Raw genomic sequence first — 16,501 nt, forward strand, 5'->3', positions numbered from 1 at the left:
ATCTAGCGAGGGAGCGCGCGCAGGTTCCTGTTCTTTTCGGCGGGTGATCGGCGTAAAGTCGCAGAATCTGCGAACAAGGCCCCCCATGAAGACGATATCCGCCGTCGCCCTCGATGACACGGACCGCAAGATGCTGCGCGCGCTTCAGGGCGACGGGCGCATGACCAACGCCGATCTGGCCCGGACCGTGAACCTGTCCGAGAGCGCCTGCCTGCGCCGGCTGCGGGCGCTGGAGGCCGCCGAGGTGATCAGCCGCTACGCCGCCATCATCAACGAACGCGCCGTCGGCCTGCCGATCAGCGTCTTCGTCACCGTCACCCTGTCGTCCCAGTCCGAGGCGTCGCTGACCGCCTTTGAGACCGCCATCGCCACCGTGCCGGAGGTGGTCGAATGCTATCTGATGACTGGCGGCTCGGACTATCTGCTGCGGCTGGTGGTGCGCGACGTCGACGACCTTGAGCGGGTCCACTCGAGGGAGCTGACGCGGATCCCGGGGGTGACGCGGGTGTCGTCCAGCGTGGCCATGCGGACGGTGGTCAAGCGGGGGGCGCTGCCGGTGTGACGGGCTCCAGCGGCGCGAGGCAGACCATGTTCAGGCGGACTTCGCCCGGTCCGGCGCCGGTGAGGATGACGCGGTCGGCGCCCGTCGGCAAATCGAGCTCGACGACGCTCAGGGTCGGCTGGCCCACGACCTCGATATCGAATTCATAGGCCTCGTCTCCGCCCTCCACCCGGCCATGCAGGGCGGCGGGGCGATCGCCGACCGGGGAGGCGCCGATCACCAGCCGCCACCGGCCCGCGGGCGCGCCGAGCCCGGCCTGAAGAACGCTTCGCCCCGCGCCGAGGTGCAGGGGCCCCTCGCCGGGCGTTTCCGGCGAGAACCAGCGCAGCGGGCCGCTTCCGGTCGTCCGCCACGCCCACAGGGTCTGGGGGAGGTCCATGAATGTCCGGGTGATCGGCGCGCCCGGCCCGGCCTCCGGCTCCTCGCCCGCGATGCCGAACAGGGGGTTGCGCAGGATATTGCCGCGGCACGGCGCGGTCTCGATCGGCGCCGCCGCCGCGGCGTCCGGATTCCGGCTGCCTTCAGGCGCCTGCGCGGGGGCGGGCGTGCATCCCATCAAGGCGGCGGCCGCCGCGAAGGCCAGTCGGACGATCATGGAGCCCCCGTTTCGTTGATCGCCATCTGCAGGAGACCGTTCCGATTGGGCAAGACAGCGGCGCCTGACGGGCCCTGACGGCGTCAGACGTAGAAGCCCTCGCGCAGGTTGACGCCGTATTCGACCCAGGCCTTGAGCGCGGCCAGCATCTGCGACCAGCCCTGGCAGTTGCCGAACGCCGCCTTGAGGCCCGTCGGGGTCTCATGCCACCCGCCTTCCTCGATGGTGACGAGGGTGCGGCCGTCGTCCAGGGGTTCGAAGGTGAAGAGCACGGTGGTCATGTAGGCGGCGCGCACCACGGCGTCGTTCCCTTCCGGCGGACCTTCGTTGGCCTCCCATTTGAGGACGATGCGCCGGTTCGGCTGGACCTCGACGACCTCGACCGGGAAGGCGCCGGGAAAGTCCGCGAACTCCCACTGGACGGTCTTGCCCGTCTCCAGCCGGCCGACGGCGCCGCCGGTGGTGAAATAGGCGGACAGTTTCGCCGGATCGGCGACGGCCTCGAACACCTCCTCGACCGGGCGGGCGATGCGGCCGGATACCTTGAACCTCAGATCCATGGGGTCTCGCTCCTTGCTTCCCGATCATAATGTTATATTCTTATAACATGTCAAGCGAGGCGAATCAGGACCGGGTTTTCAAGGCGTTATCAGCGCCGCTGCGACGGGCTCTGCTGGATGCGCTGAAGGACGCGCCGCAGACCACGGGCGCCCTGTGTGAGCGCTTCAGGCCGCTGGACCGGTGCACGGTGATGCAGCACCTCAAGGTGCTGGAAGGGGCCGACCTGATCATCGTCCAGCGCAAGGGACGGGAACGCTGGAACCACCTCAATCCGCTGCCGATCAAACAGGTCCACGACCGCTGGATCGGTCCGCATGCGGCCCGGGCGGTCGGGGTGCTGGACCGGATGAAGACGGATCTGGAAGGCTGATCGCTATCGCAGCGCCAGCGTCACCTGTTTGATGTCGACATATTCGTCGATGCCGTGGATCGAGCCCTCGCGGCCGTAGCCGGATTGCTTGACCCCGCCGAAGGGGGCGACGGCGGTGGAGATGAGGCCGGTGTTGATCCCGCACATGCCGGCTTCGATGCGCCGGCCCATGCGCATCGCCCGGTCGAGATCGCGTGTGAAGACGTAGGAGGCGAGGCCGAACTCGCTGTCGTTGGCCTTGCCCAGAACCTCGTCCTCGGTGTCGAAGGGGAAGACCGGGATCAGGGGGCCGAAGGTCTCCTCGCGGCGGAACAGGGCGTCGTCGCCGCCGAGGGTGACGGTCGGCTGGAAGAAGCGGCCGCCCAGCGCGTGGGGCTCGCCGCCGGTCAGCACCTCGCCGCCCGAGGCCTTGGTCAGGGCCAGATGGTCCTGGACCTTGCGGATGGCCTTGTCCTCGATCAGTGGCCCGACCTTGACCCCGTGTTCGAAGGCGCCGCCGACGGGGATTCTCGACACCGCGTCGGCGAGTTTGCGGGCGTACTCGTCGGCGACTGATCGCTCGACGTAGACGCGGTTGGGGCAGACGCAGGTCTGGCCCGAGTTGCGGAACTTGCCCTTGATGGTCTCGGCCACGGCGAGGTCGAGATCGGCGTCGGCGAAGACGACCAGGGGCGCGGCCCCGCCCAGCTCCATCGACACCCGCTTCAGCGTCGGGGCGCACTGCTCGGCCAGCAGCCGGCCGACCGGGGTCGAGCCGGTGAAGCTGAGCTTGCGGATCAGGGGCGAGGCGGTCAGGAGGCCGCCGATGGTCGCGGCGTCGCCGGTGACGACGCTGAGCACGCCGCTGGGCAGGCCGGCCTTGTACGCCAGTTCGGCGAGGGCGATGGCGGTGAAGGGGGTCTGGCTGGCCGGCTTGACCACGGCGGTGCAGCCGGCGGCGAGGGCCGGACCCAGCTTGCGGGTCAGCATGGCGGCCGGGAAATTCCACGGGGTGATGAAGGCGCACGGGCCCACCGCCTCGCGGAAGGTCAGGATGACGTGGCCCAGCGGGCTGTCCTGGGTCTCGCCGATCAGGCGCTCGGCCTCGCCGGCGAACCATTTGATGAAACTGTTGGCGTAGGCGACCTCGCCCCTGGCCTCCTCGAACGGCTTGCCGTTCTCGAGCGCCATCAGGGCGCCCAGCCCCTCGGTGTTCTCGTCGATCAGCCGGGCCCATTCGCGCAGGAAGGCGGCGCGTTTGTGCGGATCGGAGCGGGACCATGCGGGGAAGGCGTCGTGGGCGGCCTGGATGGCGCGTTCGGTCTCGGCGGCGCCGAGGTCGGGGACATGGCCGAGGATGTCGCCGGTGGCGGGATCATCGACCGCGATGCGTTTCGCCGAGGTCACCGGCTCGCCGGCGATCAGGGCGTGCTCACGCAGAAGGGCGAGGCCGGCCTGGCGGCCCGTCTTGTCGGTCATGGTCGTCTCCGCCGTGGATGCCGGGACGATAACGCCTCAGCGCCCGATCGTATGCAGGTCGCGGCCGCGCGTCTCCGGCAGCCAGATGAGACTGACGACGACCGCGATCAGGGTGAAGGCGACCGAATACCACAGGCCGAAATAGATGTTCCCCGACGCCGCCACCAGGGCGAAGCTGGCGGCCGGCAGCAGGCCCCCGACCCAGCCGGTGCCGATGTTGTAGGGCAGGCTCATGGCCGTGTAGCGCACCCGCGTCGGGAACAGCTCGACCAGGGCGGCCGCCTGGGGGCCGTACAGGGCGGTCGCGGCGACGATGAAGACCATCAGGATGGCGAACATCAGCGGCAGGTTCATCCGCGCCGGGTCGGCGCGGTCGGGATAGCCCGCGGCGGTCAGGGCGGCCTTGACCCGCGTCTCGACCTCGGCCCGGGCGGCCTTGAGCGCGGCGGGGGACAGGGTTCCGCCCTCGACCGACGCCACTTCGGTCGCCCCGATCCGGACGGTCGCCACGCTGCCGGGGAGGGCCTCGGCGTTGACGTAGGAGACGCCGGCGTTGGACAGCACGCTCTTGGCGATGTCGCAGCTGCTGGCGAAGGCGGCCTTGCCGACCGGATCGAACTGCAGGGCGCAGGCGGCCGGATCGGCGATCACGGTGACCGGCGCCGAGGCCTGGGCCTCGGCCAGGGCCGGATTGGCCGCCTTCGTCAGGGCGTGGAAACCGGGGAAGAAGGCGACGAGGGCGAGGACCATGCCGAACAGCATCACCGGCTTGCGGCCGACCCTGTCCGACAGCCAGCCGAAGAAGACGTAGAGCCCGGCCGACGCGACCGTCAGCCACAACATCAGCATGTCGACCGTGGCGGTCTCGATCTTGAGGATCCGCTCCATGAAGAAGCGGCTGTAGAAATAGCCGCAATACCAGACCGCGCCCTGGGCGATCATGACGCCGAACAGGGCCAGCAGGACGAAACGGCCGTTGTCCCACTGCAGGAAGGCTTCGCGCCAGGGGGCGCGGCGCTCGCCGCCTTCCGCCTCCATGCGCTGGTAGGCGGGGCTCTCGTCCAGCTTCAGCCGGATCCACAGCGAGAGGCCCAGCAGCGGGGCCGACATCAGGAAGGGGATGCGCCAGCCCCAGGCGTCGAAGGACTCGGCGCCGACGATCTGGCGCGTGATCAGTATGACGCCGAGGGCCCCGATCAGGCCCAGGGCCGCGGTGGTCTGGATCCAGCCGGTCAGGAATCCTCGCCGACCCGCCGGCGCGTGTTCGGCGACATAGATGGCGGCCCCGCCGTACTCGCCGCCGAGGGCGAAGCCCTGCAGCACCCGCATCAGGATCAGCAGGATAGGGGCGGCGACGCCGATGTCGCCGTAGTCGGGCAGCAGGCCGATGGCGACCGTGGCCAGCCCCATCAGGGTGATGGTCATGAGGAAGGTGGTCTTGCGCCCCGTGCGGTCTCCGAACCAGCCGAACACCAGGGCGCCGAGCGGACGGACGACAAATCCGACCCCGAAGGTCAGCAGCGCCAGGATATAGCCGGTGGCCTCGCTGACCTCGGCGTAGAAATGGTGGGCGATGACCGCGGCGAGCGAGCCGAAGATGAAGAAGTCATACCATTCGAAGGCGGTGCCGGCGGCCGAGGCGGCCACCACCGTCCTCAGTCCGGGCCCCTGGCCCGAGCCTGGCGCGGCCAGCGTCGCATTGTCCTTCATCCGCCTGCTCCCCACGGACGCCTCTCCCGGGCGACGCCGGAAGGGATGCTAGCGCCGCCGTGGCCGCGCGCAAGCCGGCCGGCGGACAAGCAAAGGCCCGCCGGCGGGGAGCCGGGCGGGCCTTCTTCGACCGAACCGCGTGTCGGGGGAGCGCGCGGCCGGGAACTCAGACCGAAGTCGGACTAGCAGGTCCGGCCTTCGGCGCATTCTTCGACGGCCTGGCCGGCGGCTTGGGCGTCCTCACCCACACCCGCCACGGTGTTGCATGCGGCGGTGGTCAGGGCGGCGGCGGCGGCGAACAGAACGAAAATCTTCCGCATGATGCGATCTCCAGGCGCCAGTGGAACGGCGTGTGCATCAGGAACGTCGGACCGGACCCCGGGTTCCAAGGTCGGCGGGGTCTGTGGGCGTGATGGCCTCAGGCGTGGCGAAGGTCATCCGGGCGATGGTTCCGCCCGAGGGCGCCGGGACCAGTTCGACCTCGCCGCGCAGCTGTTTGGCGAAGGCTCCCATCAGGGTGCGGCCGACGCCGGCGCGGAAGGTTTCGGTGACGCCCGGTCCGTCGTCCTCGACCTCCAGCACGCTGGTCTCCCCCGCCACCCGGAAGCGCACCTTGAGCGCGCCGCCACGACCGGCGAAGGCGTGTTTCTGGGCGTTGGTGACGGCCTCGACCAGCCACAGCGCCAGGGGCGCCAGCTTGTCCGGATCGACGACCAGGGAGTCGGCGTCGACCGAGGAGGTCACCACCGGTCCGCGGCCGGCCTCGCTGGCGATCAGCTGGCCGACCAGTTCGGTCAGGAAGATGCGGGCGTCGGCATAGCGCAGGTCGGCGCTCTGGTAGAGCGTCCGGTAGATCAGGGCGAGGGCCGAGATGCGCTGGCGGGTGTCGCCCACGGCCGCCTTGGCCTGGGGGTCGGTCAGGGCGCGCTGCTGCATCGACAGCAGGGACGAGATGATCTGCAGGTTGTTCTTCACCCGGTGATGGATCTCGCGCATCAGCGCGTCCTTCTCCTCGATGGAGGCGTTCAGGGCGGCGTCGCGGGTGGTGATGGTGTCGGCCAGCTCGTCCAGGGTCCGGGCCAGCACGCGGATCTCGGACGGCGCGTTCATCGCCTGGACCGGCCGCACCGAGAAGCGGCCGCGCGCGTAGATGGCCGCGACGCGTTCCAGATAAACGAGCCATCGCACCACGATCCGCTCGGACACCCACATCACCGACAGGAAGGCGATCAGCCAGGCCAGAAGCGGGACCATGAAGGCCCCGACCGGGTTCAGCCGGGCCCAGGACAGCAGGCCCGGGGCAGGGGCCGACAGCAGGGCGTAGACGTCGCGACCGGCGAGGGCCGCGCCGGCGTAGACGCGGCGTCGGCCCTGGGCGTCGTCGGCCTCGAAGATGGCCGAGGCGTCGCGGCGGGCCCGATCGACCCAGCCGGTGACGGTGCGTCCGCGCGACAGGGCGAAGGCCTCGGGGTCGGTCGCGGTCAGGATGTGGCCTTCACCGTCGGTGAGGGCGGCCTGGGAGCCTTCGGGCAGGGCCCGGTCGGCGATGTCGGGCTGCAGCGCCGACAGCGGGATCACGGCGACCATGACGCCGTCGAACGCGCCCAGCGGCCGCTCCAGCCGGATCGCCACGATCAGGCCGGGGGACACGCCGGTTGGCACCGGGGCGCGGGCGAGAACCGTATCCTCGCCGGCGCGCAGCCTCTGAAACCAGGGCGCCGCGCGGGCCTGGGCCAGCCAGGCGGGCGACGCCGAGCCCAGCTGCCGCGAGGCGCAGGCGGTCTCTCCAGTCGGGGTCAGCCGCGCCAGCCCCTCCAACCCCTCGATGCGCTGCACCAGGGCCGTGAGCCGCGGTTCGCAAAACAGCTCCAGCGCTTCCGGGCGGAGCGCCTGGAGGAGGACGGTGGTGCTGTCCAGACGCCCCTTTACGTTGGCGGCGGTCCGCTCGGCCGCGAGTTGGAGGTCGTCGCGCCGCTGCTGGTCCTGAACCCGGAACTGGGCGTCGGCCTGAAAGGCGCCGAGCGCGAGAACCGGCAGCAGGGCGAAGGCCAACGCCGCCCCCAGCCGAAACCGGATGCCCTGAAACTGCGGCGGGGCGAGACCCCGACCGAGCGCTCGCCCGAGGCGGCCCACCTCAGCCCCGGACGCTGCTCAGGCGATCGGCGTCGGCGAGGATGGAGCGCATTGCGTCGCCAGCGGCGCGGCCGTCACGGGCGTAGCCGCCGCGTTCCAGCGTGGCCTGCAGGGCCTTGCGGGCCCGGGAGACGCGACTCTTCACCGTGCCGACGGCGCACTGGCAGATTTCGGCCGCTTCCTCGTAGGCGAAGCCGCCGGCGCCGACGAGGATCAGCGCCTCGCGTTGCTCCTCGGGCAGGGTGGCCAGGGCGAGGCGCAGTTCATCCAGGGCGACGGGCGATTCCGGATCGTCGACAGCGACCAGTGTCCGCTCGGCCGCTTCCTGGTCGAGCTGGGACTGGCGCCACGAGCGGCGTTTTTCCGAATAGAACTGGTTGCGCAGGATCATGAAGGTCCAGGCCTTCATATTGGTGCCCATCTGATAGCTGGCCCGGGCGTCCCAAGCTTTCATCATGGCGTCCTGGGCCAGATCGTCGGCCGCGGTCGGATCGCCCGTGAGGGTGCGCGCGAACGCCCGCAGGTGCGGAATCAGCGCGACCAGCTCCCTCTTGAAGGCGTTGTCGTCGGCAGAGGGCGGCTTGGGCGGCGGGGACGAGGCGCCGCTCATGCGCCGCTCCCGCCCGAACGCTCATCGGCCCGGCGGAGAATGTCGAGGAACTCGTCCGGCACCGGCTCGTTCACGACTTCGTCGAACATATGCCGAAGCTTGACCCCGATAGCCTGCTGACGCAGGCGAGCTTCCTCGAGCGCGGGCCCAGCCGGGGGCGCCGCCTTGCGGGAAGGGTTCGAATTGTCTGTCATCGAATGAACGGCCGCCACCCTGACGCTGTTGTTGCGATTGCCGAGAACGCCAGCGCCGTGGGACGGTTCCTAGGTTACTGCGGTTTAATGCTCAAGCTTTGGCGCGCCGGGCGGGAACCGTGGCCGATTTGATACGTTGACCGGACCTGCCAAGGTTCCGAATTGATCGGGACCGTCATCCTTGTCGGGGAATAATAAATGAGCCTGCTGGCCCGTCTCGCGCCGCATCTGCCCTATGTGCGTCGCTACGCCCGCGCGTTGACCGGCGACCAGACCACCGGCGACAACTATGTCCGCGTCGCGCTGGAAGCGCTGGCCGCGGGCGAACGTCAGCTGCCGGCTGACATGACGCCGCGGGTCGCCCTGTACCATGTGTTTCACGCCATCTGGGCCTCGACCGGCGCCCAGCTGGAGGACAAGAGCGGCCTCGAGGGCGGCGACGACGCCTCGCGCCGTCTGATGCAGATCGCCCCGCGCTCGCGTCAGGCCTTCCTGCTGACCGCCCTCGAAGGGTTCACCCCGTCCGAGGCGGCCCAGATTCTCGACGCCGACGCCCAGGACGTGGAACGGCTGATCGGCGAGGCCCAGTCGGACATCGACGCCGAACTGGCCACCGACGTGCTGATCATCGAGGACGAGGCGATCATCTCGGCCGATATCGAGAGCCTGGTGAAGGAGCTGGGCCATCGCGTGACCGGCACCGCCACCACCCATGACGAGGCGGTCGACGCCGTCGCGCGCAACCGTCCGGGTCTGGTGCTGGCCGACATCCAGCTGGCCGACGGTTCGTCGGGCATCGACGCGGTCAAGGACATCCTCAAGCGGATCGATGTGCCGGTGATCTTCATCACCGCCTTCCCCGAGCGGCTCCTGACCGGTGAGCGGCCCGAGCCGACCTTCCTGATCACCAAGCCGTTCCAGCCCGAAACGGTGAAGGCGGCGATCAGCCAGGCGCTGTTCTTCCACCCGTCGCGGCAGCGCGAAGCCGCCTGATACGCCGTGCAGAAATGGAGAAGCCCCGGTCGCAGGACCGGGGCTCGTTCCCGCCTACTGCGCCGCGGCGGCCGGTGCGGTCTGGACCGTCGGAGCGTTGACGTTCGGCGTCGCGCCGGTCTGCGGGCTGGTCGGTTCGCCCGTGGCGGTGGTCGGCGCGTCGGCGGTCGGAGCCTGGGCCGGGCCGGTCTGGAAGGCCGCGGCGTCCACGGGTTGATCGCCGTCATTGGCGTTTGTCTTTGCAAAGCCGCCCTGGCTGACGAACCACATGCCCAGCAGCAGGATGGCGACCGCGGCCAGGGAGACGAGGAGCAGGGTCAGGATGCGCACGCCGCCGCGACCGCCGCGCACATACTGGGCCTCAACGGGCCGCCCCTCGTGGACCGCGTCCGCGGCTTTGTCGTGGGGGGATTGATGGGTCATGAGCGGGCCTCCGAAGGCGATTGCGCGATGAGGGGTGAACGCCCCGGCCAGCGGAGCCGTTCCGGGGCTCGCCATCCAGGCGAAAAAACTTGCGGGCCGTCGGAACCGGCGGCGGGCCCCTCCGTTAACGGTCTGCGGAGGCGGCGACGCCCCCCCGACTTGAGACCGGTGAAAACCGGTCTGTCGCCTCCGCGCCTCATTCTCGATGATGCCACTTCAGGCGGATCCTCTGCGGTCCGCCTTTTTCTTCGTGTCATGCTGGACAGGCCGCGCGGCCTCGTCATGATGGCCCGTCCTGAAAGAAAACGTGCGCTTGAGACGCCCTTTGGGCGACAGCGTCAGCAAAGGGAGACGGCCATGGCTCGCGTCAATCGGCAGTGGGTGCTGCGCCAGCGGCCGAAGGGCCTGGTCAAGCCGGGCGACCTGGAGTTGGTCGAGGGGCCTGTCCCGGCGTTGAACGAGTCCGAGGTGCTGGTCCGCACCGTCTATCTGTCGCTGGACCCCACCAACCGCACCTGGATGAACGACTCGGAAGGCTATCTGCCGCCGGTGCCGCTGGGCGGGGTGATGCGCGGCCTGACCCTCGGCGTGGTCGAGGAAAGCCGGTCCAGCCGGTTCCGGGCCGGCGACATCGTCACCCCGCTGTCGGGCGGCTGGGCTGACTACGCCGTCGTGCCGGAGATGGAGCTGCGGCCGGTTCACCGGGCGCCCGGCCTGCCCCTGACGGCCAATCTGTCGGTGCTGGGGATGACTGGCCTGACCGCCTATTTCGGCGTGACCGACGTGCTCAAACCCAAGCCCGGGGAGACGATGGTGATCTCGGCCGCGGCGGGGGCGGTCGGCTCGATCGCCGGCCAGGTGGCCAAGGCGCGGGGCGCCCGTGTGATCGGCATCGCCGGCGGCCCGGACAAATGCCGCTGGCTGACCGAAGAGCTCGGGTTCGACGCCGCCATCGACTACAAGAACGAGGATGTCGGCGAGGCGCTGGACCGGCTGGCGCCCGACGGCGTGGAAATGAATTTCGAGAACGTCGGCGGCGACATCATGATCGCCGTGTTCAACCGGCTGAAGACGCATGGCCGCATGGCGGTGTGCGGTCTGATCTCGGCCTACAACGCGACCAAGGCGCCGCCGTCGCCGAATTTCGCCCGGATCATCACCCACCGGCTGACGGTGCAGGGCTTCCTGGTGCTGGATTATGCGCCGCGCGCCCGCGAGATGGTCGCCGAGATGGGGCCGTGGCTGCACAGCGGCGAGGTCAAGTGGAAGGTCCATGTCGACGACGGACTGGAGAATGCGCTCGGGTCGCTGAACCGCTTGTTCACCGGCGACCACGACGGCAAGCTGCTGGTGCGGGTGTCCGAAGAGCCCGCCGGCTGAGGGATCCCGGATGAGCGAACCGCTCCACGTGCATTTCGAGGACCTGGCCGTGGGGGAGGTGATCCCGCTCGGCGCCTGCATGGTCGACGACGGCGCGATGGAGGTGTTCGTCGAACGCTTCTCGCCCGGCTGGGACGTCTCCTACGGCGCGCCCGACGCCATGGTCTACGCCCTGTGGAGCCGGCTGTTCGCGGACAAGGTGTCCAGCTGGGCCCAGTCCAAGATCCTCGCCGTCGACGGCCTGCGGTACATGCGCAACCCGCCCTCGGGCGAGCTGATGCGCGGGCGGATGACCGTGATGGGCAAGGATCCGGTCGGCGACGAGAAGGGCATCGTCATCGCCCAGCACGATCTGCTCGACGAGGCCGGACGACTGGTCTTCTCCTGCCTGACGCGGGCGCTGCTGGCGCGCCGCTGAGCGAAAAAAAGCCCCGCCCGGCGAACCGGACGGGGCTTTTCAACGAGTCGTCAGCGCGCCTCGGCGGCGCGCCGGGCCCTCAGGCGTTGCCGGCGGCCGGCTGGCTGGCGGCGGCCTTCTGGAAGGCGATGGCGATCAGCCGATCCCAGCCCAGCAGCGAGACCAGGTGGGCGTAGATCTGCCCGAGGGCGCCGTTGTCGCGCAGCTCGGCCAGCTTCTCGGCCGGCAGGGCCTTCAGCTTGTCTTCCGAGACGGCGAAATATTCGGCGATCTTCTGCGGCGCGGCGCTCGTGCCGTCCGGATTGCGCGGGGTGAACAGGGCCTCGCGGGTCTCCAGCAGGTCGAGGTCGGTCAGCAGTTTGACGAAGGCCTCGGTGCGCAGGCGCTCCTGTTCGAAATTGTTGCAGAACTCCATCGCCTGCTCGACGTAGGGCGACGGCTTGCCCTCGACGAACAGCGGCGTGGCGCCGCCTTCCTTGATGAAGGGAGCCTCGCGATCAACGCACAGGATCAGCCGCTTCTGGACCTCGTCATTGGCGAAGACGAACGGATACCGGCGCACATAGGCCGGAATGTAGGACTCGGGGCGGAAGGCTCCGGCGTCGCTGACGAACAGGTTCTCGCCGGGGCGCAGGCCCATGACGGCGACCGGCTGGCGGGCGTCGCCGACGAAGATCACCGGATAGCTGAGGGCCGCCGGCGCGAACTCGGTGACCGTCAGGGGCACGATGTTGGTCGCGGCCGCGAAGGCGTAGGGCTGTTCGACCGGGTCGACGCCGAGCGCGCTGTGCGCCTCGACCGAAAGCGGTTCCGGCTTGCCGTAGAACAGGACGTTGCCCGAGAGCGGACTGGCGTTGGCGGTGGTGTCGGTCATGGACGCGAAACGAGCTCTGGATGAGAAAAGGGAAGCGCGCTTCTAGCCCAGACGGTCCCGGGCGGCAAACGGGGTTCCCCTGCGCGTTGCAGGCGGCTCAGAAGCGCCAGGTCACCCCCGCCCGGAGACTGCGGCCCGGAAGCGGCGCGATGTCCTTCTGGAAGCTGGCGTGCTCACGCGCCTCGGCGTCGGTCAGGTTGGACGCCTCGGCGAAGACGGTGACGTTGCTATCCGCGAACGGCCTCACCGCGCCCTTCAGGGCGACCAGGGTGTAGCTGTCCGTCGGCCGTTCGAAGGCGGCGGTACGGTCCTGCCCGCCGACGTGACGGACCTCCAGCCCGGCGTCGAAGCGGCGCGACGCCCATTCCAGGCCGGCCGTGGCCGACCACGGCGGGATGCGCGCGGCCGGGCCCAGATCGGTCGAGGCCCGAACCAGATCGGCGGCCCCGGTCAGGGTCAGGCTGCGCTGGCCGCTTTCCCAAAGCCGGTATTCCGCCTCGGCCTCGAAGCCCCGGAATTCGGCGGCGGTCTGGACATACTCGAAGATCGGCAGGCCGGAATCGACATCCTCGACGCCGGTCGGCCGCAGGTCGATGAAGCCGTCGTAGTCGGCCGCATAGGCGTGCAGATCGCCCTCGAACGGCCCCCGGGCGTAGTGGACGGTGGCCTCAAGCGAGGTGGCCACCTCGGGGTCGAGGTCGATGTCGCCGACCTCGAAGGCGCCGGTGGCGACGTGGGGGCCCTCGGCGAACAGTTCGACCTCGCTGGGCGCGCGCTCGTTGCGGGCGAGGCTGAGGCCGAGGAACAGGGGCGCGCCCGGGCGGAAGAACAGGCCCGCGGAGGCCGAGACGTTCGAGAAGTCCCGCTTGCCCGCCACGCTTTCCAGCGACCGGTTGTCGAGGCGCAGCCCGCCCTCGAAGCCGAGGCCGCCGCGGTCGAACCGCTGCACCGTATAGAGGCCCTGCTCGCTGATGTCGGTGCGCGGCACATAGGCTTCGTCGCCGACCGCGTCGAAGGTGCGGTCCAGCAGCTGGGCCCCGATCACGCCCTGCCAGCCGTTGCGTTCGCGCTGGATCAGTTCGAATCGGCCCTCGGCGCCGTCGGAGAAGAACTGCGTGCCCACCGCGCCGCCTTCAAACTCGGTGTGGGCGTAATCGGCCCAGCCGGCCGACAGGCGGGCGGCGCTGAACGGTCCCGTGTCGAAGGTCAGCTCGCCGCGCAGATCGTAGCGGGTCTGCTCGAGGCCGATGAAGACGCCTTCCTCAGCGGCGTCGGGGTCGAGCGGATCGGGCTCATGGGCGTGACCGGGCACGCCGTAGGTGGTGTCGACGTGTTTGACCGACGCCCCGACATGGCCGCGCGACCCGATCCAGCTGACGCCGGCGCCGTACTGGTCCAATTGTACGAAGGTGTTGCCGACGGTGCGCTCGTCGCCGGCCGTTTCGCCTTCCTCATCCAGCAGCGCCTGCGACTCCGGGAAGACGGGAACGTCATAGTCCGACGAGTCGCGGGTGAAGCCGTCGAGGGTGAACACCAGCGGACCGGCGGCGGCCTTCAGCCCGGCGCCGAAGCTGGAGCCGTCGTCGACGGTCGAATACTGGGCCGAGACATGGCCGTCGACGCCCTCGGGCCGCGCGGTCGGGATGCGGTCGTCGATGATGTTGACCACGCCGCCGATGGCCGAGCCGCCGAACACGAGGGTCGAGGGGCCGCGGACGATCTCGATGCGCCGGGCCTCGCCCGGATCGACCGCGACCTGGTGGTCAGGCGAGACCGAGCTGGCGTCGATCATGCCGAGGCCGTTGGTCAGGACCTGGACGCGGGGGCCGGACAGGCCGCGGATCACCGGACGGCTGGCCCCGGGGGCGAAATTGGTGCTGCGCACGCCGGGAAGGCCGTTGACCAGATCGCCCAGGGTGGCGGCGGGAGCCACGGCCAGATCCTCCTCGTCCAGCACGGCGACCGCCAGCAGGCTGGCCCGGTCGGTGACGCCGAACGGCGCGCCGGTGACGATGACGTCCTCGACGACCACATCCGGCTCCTGCGGCGGGGTCTGGGCGGCGGCGGTTCCGCCGACGGCGGTGCAGCCTGCGAGGGCGAAGAGGAAGGAACGGTGGGAGATCATTCGGTGACGCCTGGGCTCGGGGAGGCGTCAGTGTTATGAAATAACATCACAGCTCGTCAAGCCCGCCCGTTGCGGCCCGGCGGCCGAGCGACTAGCTGTGGCGCATGGGCGACGCCTGCTGCCATCATCATGCCGAGGGTCCGCCCGGCGAAGCCGAGGTCGAAAGCGCCCTCAACGCCGCCGGAGCCCGGCTGGTCGCCGAGGGCGAGCGCATGACCGCCGCGCGCAGTCGTGTGCTGGCGCTGCTGCTGGGGGCCGGAGAACCGGTCAAGGCCTATGACCTGATCGCCCGCTTCGGCGAGGACGGCCAGCCGGCCAAGCCGCCGACCGTCTATCGCGCCCTGGAATTCCTCGAGCGCAAGGGCCTGGCCCACCGCATCGCCTCGATCAGCGCCTATGTCGCCTGCACCTCGGGATCGACGGATCATGCGGCGGCCTTTCTGATCTGCGACTGCTGCGGCGCGACCCAGGAGGTGTCCTCGCCGGTGGCGGGCGACCTCGGACGCGCCGCCGACGCCGCCGGCTACGCCATCGAACGCACCACGATCGAGGCGCACGGCCGCTGTCCGGCCTGCCGCGTCGCCGGCTGACCGCTGGCGCGGACCGGCGCCAGGGCCTATCTGGGAGACATGGACGCGATCCGGCTCTCCCCGCCCCGTCGCCTGAGCCTGCCGGTGGACAACCGGTGGGGCGCCGGCGATATGAGCGTGCTGGATTTCGGCGACGCCAAACGGCCGGTCGATCTGATCTTCGTCCACGCCAACGGCTTCAACGCCATGACCTACCGCAGCCTGCTGGCGCCCTTGTCGGGCTCCCTGCGGATCTGGGCTCCGGACCTGCGCGGACACGGCCGCACGACCTTGCCCGCCGACCCCGCGAGCCGGCGCGGCTGGACTGATCACCGTGACGATCTGGTCGCCCTGCTGGATGCGCTGAACGGGCCGCCGGTGGTGCTGGCCGGCCATTCGATGGGGGGCACCTCGGCCCTGCTGGCGGCTGCCGAGCGCCCCGACAGGGTGTCGAAGCTGGTGCTGCTGGATCCGGTGATCTGGCGCCGCTGGGTGGTGATGGCCTTCCACCTGCCGCTGCTGGACCGGATGGGATCGCGCATCCCGCTGGTCAGGAACGCCCGCCGACGCCGCGCCCTGTTCGACAGCCGCGAGCAGGCCATGGCGGCCTACGTCGGCCGGGGCGCCTTCCGCGGCTGGCCCGAGTTGATGCTGGCCGACTATCTCGCGGACGGATTGCTGGAGACGGACGAGGGCCTGGCCCTCGCCTGCCCGCCCGAATGGGAGGCCTCGAACTACGCCGCCCAGAGCCACGACCCGTGGCGGGCGCTGAAGCGGCTGGACCGCCCGGTTCGTATCCTCAGGGCCGAAACGGGGTCGACCTGCCATGTGGCGGAACACCCGCGCGGCCTGCCCCATGTCACCGTCGAGACGGTCGAGGGCGGCACCCATTTCTTCCCGATGCTGAAGGCCGACGTGGCCCGCGACGCCCTGTTCGACGCCGCGGTGTGACGCCGGTCATGACGCAGGTGGGGGCACTGGCGTCCGCCCGTCCGGCGGGCTAAACCGCGCGCCAACCAGAACAAGCCGACACTTCAGGGAAACGCTCACCCATGCGCGACATCAACCACTTCATCGCCGGCGCCTCGTTCACCGGCGCCTCGGGCCGCTTCTCCGACGTGTTCAACCCGAACACCGGCGAGGTGCAGGCGCGGGTGCAGCTGGCCTCGGTCGCCGAGATGGACCGGGCCGTGCAGGCGGCGGAGCAGGCCTTCGACGGCTGGTCCTCGACCAATCCCCAGCGCCGCGCGCGGGTGATGTTCGAGTTCAAGCGGCTGGTCGAAGCCAATATGACCGAACTGGCCGAACTGCTGTCGGCCGAGCACGGCAAGGTCATCGCGGACTCGAAGGGCGACATCCAGCGCGGGCTCGAGGTGATCGAATTCGCCTGCGGCATCCCGCATGCGCTGAAGGGCGAATACACCTGGGGCGCCGGTCCCGGCATCGACGTCTATTCGATGCGCCAGCCGCTGGGCGTGGTGGCGGGCATCACCCCGTTCAACTTCCCGGCCATGATCCCGATGTGG

19 protein-coding genes are annotated in these 16,501 nt (G+C 69.9%); 8 read left to right on the forward strand and 11 right to left on the reverse strand.

Annotated features, from left to right (window positions below):
• Positions 1-85 precede the first annotated feature (85 nt).
• A complete protein-coding gene (locus V6M45_RS10855) occupies positions 86-562 on the forward strand; it encodes an Lrp/AsnC family transcriptional regulator (protein ID WP_332656317.1) in 477 nt (158 codons plus the stop codon).
• On the opposite strand, the gene V6M45_RS10860 is transcribed toward V6M45_RS10855, so the two are convergent.
• Complete coding sequence (locus tag V6M45_RS10860; protein ID WP_332656319.1) at positions 537-1,157, reverse strand: hypothetical protein; 621 nt, start codon at positions 1,155-1,157, stop codon at positions 537-539. The genes V6M45_RS10855 and V6M45_RS10860 overlap by 26 nt on opposite strands.
• A gap of 83 nt (positions 1,158-1,240) precedes the next feature.
• Positions 1,241-1,717 carry an SRPBCC family protein gene (locus V6M45_RS10865; RefSeq protein ID WP_332656322.1) on the reverse strand — a complete coding sequence of 159 codons (477 nt, stop codon included), beginning with the start codon at positions 1,715-1,717 and terminating at the stop codon, positions 1,241-1,243.
• Positions 1,718-1,764: 47 nt separating this feature from the next.
• Here V6M45_RS10865 and V6M45_RS10870 point away from each other — a divergent pair, with 47 nt between their 5' ends.
• Positions 1,765-2,088 carry an ArsR/SmtB family transcription factor gene (locus V6M45_RS10870; protein WP_332656324.1) on the forward strand — a complete coding sequence of 108 codons (324 nt, stop codon included), beginning with the start codon at positions 1,765-1,767 and terminating at the stop codon, positions 2,086-2,088.
• Positions 2,089-2,091: 3 nt separating this feature from the next.
• Here the strand turns inward: V6M45_RS10870 and V6M45_RS10875 are convergent, their stop codons facing one another.
• The 6 genes from V6M45_RS10875 to nepR form a co-directional block, all read right to left on the reverse strand.
• On the reverse strand, positions 2,092-3,546 hold the full coding sequence (locus tag V6M45_RS10875) for an NAD-dependent succinate-semialdehyde dehydrogenase (RefSeq protein WP_332656326.1): 1,455 nt from the start codon (positions 3,544-3,546) through the stop codon (positions 2,092-2,094).
• Positions 3,547-3,582: 36 nt separating this feature from the next.
• Positions 3,583-5,256: an MFS transporter gene (locus tag V6M45_RS10880; RefSeq protein ID WP_332656328.1), complete on the reverse strand. Its 1,674-nt coding sequence runs from the start codon at positions 5,254-5,256 to the stop codon at positions 3,583-3,585.
• A gap of 182 nt (positions 5,257-5,438) precedes the next feature.
• Positions 5,439-5,576 (reverse strand): entericidin A/B family lipoprotein, encoded by a 138-nt coding sequence (locus V6M45_RS10885; protein ID WP_300289860.1) that lies wholly within the window; start codon positions 5,574-5,576, stop codon positions 5,439-5,441.
• Positions 5,577-5,613: 37 nt separating this feature from the next.
• On the reverse strand, positions 5,614-7,389 hold the full coding sequence (gene phyK, locus V6M45_RS10890; RefSeq protein ID WP_332656333.1) for a sensor histidine kinase PhyK: 1,776 nt from the start codon (positions 7,387-7,389) through the stop codon (positions 5,614-5,616).
• Position 7,390: 1 nt separating this feature from the next.
• On the reverse strand, positions 7,391-7,999 hold the full coding sequence (locus V6M45_RS10895) for a sigma-70 family RNA polymerase sigma factor (protein WP_183253035.1): 609 nt from the start codon (positions 7,997-7,999) through the stop codon (positions 7,391-7,393).
• Positions 7,996-8,193, reverse strand: coding sequence for an anti-sigma T factor NepR (nepR, locus tag V6M45_RS10900; RefSeq protein ID WP_332656335.1), 198 nt, complete (start codon positions 8,191-8,193; stop codon positions 7,996-7,998). Before nepR ends, V6M45_RS10895 begins: the two co-directional genes overlap by 4 nt.
• A 198-nt stretch (positions 8,194-8,391) precedes the next feature.
• On the opposite strand from nepR, the gene phyR reads away from it, so the two are divergent.
• Positions 8,392-9,186, forward strand: coding sequence for an anti-anti sigma factor/receiver protein PhyR (gene phyR / locus V6M45_RS10905; protein ID WP_332656336.1), 795 nt, complete (start codon positions 8,392-8,394; stop codon positions 9,184-9,186).
• Between the two features lie 54 nt (positions 9,187-9,240).
• Here the strand turns inward: phyR and V6M45_RS10910 are convergent, their stop codons facing one another.
• Complete coding sequence (locus V6M45_RS10910) at positions 9,241-9,609, reverse strand: hypothetical protein (RefSeq protein ID WP_332656337.1); 369 nt, start codon at positions 9,607-9,609, stop codon at positions 9,241-9,243.
• 357 nt (positions 9,610-9,966) lie between these two features.
• On the opposite strand from V6M45_RS10910, the gene V6M45_RS10915 reads away from it, so the two are divergent.
• Positions 9,967-10,989 carry an NADP-dependent oxidoreductase gene (locus tag V6M45_RS10915; protein ID WP_332656339.1) on the forward strand — a complete coding sequence of 341 codons (1,023 nt, stop codon included), beginning with the start codon at positions 9,967-9,969 and terminating at the stop codon, positions 10,987-10,989.
• A 10-nt stretch (positions 10,990-10,999) separates the two neighbouring features.
• Entirely contained in the window at positions 11,000-11,407 is a 408-nt protein-coding gene (locus tag V6M45_RS10920; RefSeq protein ID WP_332656341.1) for an acyl dehydratase, read from the forward strand.
• 79 nt (positions 11,408-11,486) lie between these two features.
• Here V6M45_RS10920 and V6M45_RS10925 read toward each other — a convergent pair whose 3' ends face one another.
• Both V6M45_RS10925 and V6M45_RS10930 read right to left on the reverse strand, forming a co-directional pair.
• The gene (locus V6M45_RS10925; RefSeq protein ID WP_332656343.1) at positions 11,487-12,281 is read right to left on the reverse strand and encodes a SapC family protein; all 795 of its coding nucleotides are present in this window, start codon (positions 12,279-12,281) and stop codon (positions 11,487-11,489) included.
• A gap of 97 nt (positions 12,282-12,378) precedes the next feature.
• A complete protein-coding gene (locus V6M45_RS10930; protein ID WP_332656345.1) occupies positions 12,379-14,406 on the reverse strand; it encodes a TonB-dependent receptor domain-containing protein in 2,028 nt (675 codons plus the stop codon).
• A 104-nt stretch (positions 14,407-14,510) separates the two neighbouring features.
• Here V6M45_RS10930 and V6M45_RS10935 point away from each other — a divergent pair, with 104 nt between their 5' ends.
• From V6M45_RS10935 to V6M45_RS10945, 3 genes are all read left to right on the forward strand, one after another.
• Positions 14,511-14,996 (forward strand): Fur family transcriptional regulator, encoded by a 486-nt coding sequence (locus tag V6M45_RS10935; protein ID WP_332656346.1) that lies wholly within the window; start codon positions 14,511-14,513, stop codon positions 14,994-14,996.
• 39 nt (positions 14,997-15,035) lie between these two features.
• Complete coding sequence (locus V6M45_RS10940; RefSeq protein ID WP_332656348.1) at positions 15,036-15,926, forward strand: alpha/beta fold hydrolase; 891 nt, start codon at positions 15,036-15,038, stop codon at positions 15,924-15,926.
• Between the two features lie 101 nt (positions 15,927-16,027).
• Positions 16,028-16,501, forward strand: a 474-nt coding sequence (locus tag V6M45_RS10945) for an aldehyde dehydrogenase family protein (RefSeq protein ID WP_332656350.1), incomplete at its 3' end; no start/stop codon positions are given.

Origin of the sequence: Brevundimonas sp. (genome assembly GCF_036676055.1) — a bacterium.
Lineage (GTDB): Bacteria > Pseudomonadota > Alphaproteobacteria > Caulobacterales > Caulobacteraceae > Brevundimonas.